This is a genomic window from Microbacterium sp. MRS-1, assembly GCF_000585455.1.
Classification (GTDB): domain Bacteria; phylum Actinomycetota; class Actinomycetes; order Actinomycetales; family Microbacteriaceae; genus Microbacterium; species Microbacterium laevaniformans.
In genome coordinates this window covers 1-952 of the sequence record NZ_JAUF01000133.1, presented here as the reverse complement: position 1 = coordinate 952, position 952 = coordinate 1, and the positions used below count along the sequence as shown (strand labels likewise).

Annotated in this window: 1 protein-coding gene; it reads right to left on the bottom strand. The window is 68.7% G+C overall.

Annotation, left to right across the window (positions count from 1 at the left end):
• The coding region (locus AS96_RS14540) for a transposase (RefSeq protein ID WP_442921716.1) at positions 1–838 on the bottom strand (838 nt) is incomplete at its 3' end.
• Positions 839–952 lie beyond the last annotated feature (114 nt).

The following is a 952-nucleotide window of genomic DNA, read 5'->3' as shown; positions in this document are numbered from 1 at the left end:
CCTCGTCGACGGCGGCGGTGCCGAGCTTGACGACGTGGAACGCGTCCAGCACGGCCGTGGCGTCCTCGAGCTTGTCGTCGATCGCGGTCTTGTATCCGGCGAACGGGTCCAACGCCGCGACCTTCACGTTGTTCCGGAACGCTTCGCCGCGCTCGTCGAGCCAGGCCGCGTAGGCCTTCCCCGATCTGCCCGGCACGAGGTCGAGCAGCCGGGCACGGGTGCGACCGTGCTCATCCCGGGTCAGGTCGACCATCCCGGTCAGCTCCTTCGGGCCGCGCTTGCGGGAGTCGACGTGATGCCAGATGTGCTCGTCGACGCCGAGCGTGGTCACGTTCTCGAACCGGGACTCGTCGGCTGCCAACCGCACCAGTTCAGGCTCAACAGCCCGCCACACCGTCTTCCACGATGTCCCGAGCTGACGACGTAGTCCTTCGATCGTGGCGTGCTCGCGGCGCAGCTGCCCGATCGCCCAGTCGACGGCTCGCCTTGTGAGCGACCCGCGCCGAGCGACCAGGGAGGGAAGCTGCTCCACGAACGTCTTCTTGGCACAACCCACGTCGCCGCATCGCCAGACCCGTTGCCGCCAGACGATCCGCACCCGCGTCACGCCCGGCACGTCATGCAACACTCGACGGCGGCGCCCTCGACCGATCGCCACGACCCCGCACAACGGGCACCCGGTCGGCGCCGCCGGTGTCGAAACGGTGACGATCAGCAGCCCGTCGCGGCGGTCAACGTGCTCGACATGGACGCCGTCGAGACCGACCAGCAGATCGCAGCGGGAACACGGATCAGCGGCAGAGCGCGCGTCAGCGCACCCCGAAGTAGGGTGAAGCACGTCGAGGTCCTCGTGATGGATCAGCAGTTGGCGCTACTGATCCTCGGGGACCTCGACCCCTACCCGCCGACCATCACCCGGCGAGCCTCACCCCCACCGCATGTCCGAAGAGCC